The sequence below is a fragment of the Bacillus cereus group sp. BfR-BA-01360 genome (assembly GCF_022663595.1).
In the GTDB taxonomy this organism is placed as follows: Bacteria; Bacillota; Bacilli; order Bacillales; family Bacillaceae_G; genus Bacillus_A; species Bacillus_A cytotoxicus.
In genome coordinates this window covers 1-685 of the sequence record NZ_JAKUFV010000069.1, presented here as the reverse complement: position 1 = coordinate 685, position 685 = coordinate 1, and the positions used below count along the sequence as shown (strand labels likewise).

The following is a 685-nucleotide window of genomic DNA, read 5'->3' as shown; positions in this document are numbered from 1 at the left end:
TATATTGTTCAGTTGCTACCTTGTCCGCTAAGTCATCCATGATTTTATCTTTGTCTACAAAGTCGTTTGGATTTTCTAGAAAGCTGGAAGGTATTGTTCCGACTTGTAGCATTGGTTGAGCCATCCACAATGTACCGTTTCGTCTTATCTGATAACGAAATATTACTTTTACTGTACCAGAAGGGGCAGTTGCACTTTTATAAACTCTCAGCCATTGATCTTTTGTTAATTTTAATTCTTCGGAAACTTGTTTAATTACACCGCCACTACTGTTCAAGAACTTAATTTCTAACGCGCCACCTTGATCTAGTCCAGCTGGGTTGTCAGTTCTAAAGTAAGCAGAAGCGACAATGGTTTCACCTTCTCTCAGTTCTACTGTTTGTTCAGCACCATAATAGTGATTAGAAGTATTGCCTGTAGAAACCGTTTTGAAAGAGTTTATACCATCTTTAACAACAGTTGTATCAATATGTGTCCTTGTAGCGTCATGTAATTTCCAATACTTAACACTATTAGTTAATTTGGCATTCCTAATCAAGTTAATGCTACCAATTCCACCCACGTAATCCTCAACATCTTTCATTTTCACCATCAATGCAAGTTCATTAGAATGTTGTTTGATTGTTGTCTGTGCTTCAGATATCGCTTTTCCTTGTTGTGTTTGCGTTTCTTGAAGTTTAGATAC

The 685-nt window shown here is 36.8% G+C and carries 1 protein-coding gene; it reads right to left on the bottom strand.

Annotated elements, in window-relative coordinates; genetic code table 11:
* Positions 1 to 538 (bottom strand): phage head spike fiber domain-containing protein (locus MR056_RS21920; protein ID WP_472926862.1); only part of this gene is annotated, 538 nt, incomplete at its 3' end.
* Between the last annotated feature and the right edge of the window lie 147 nt (positions 539 to 685).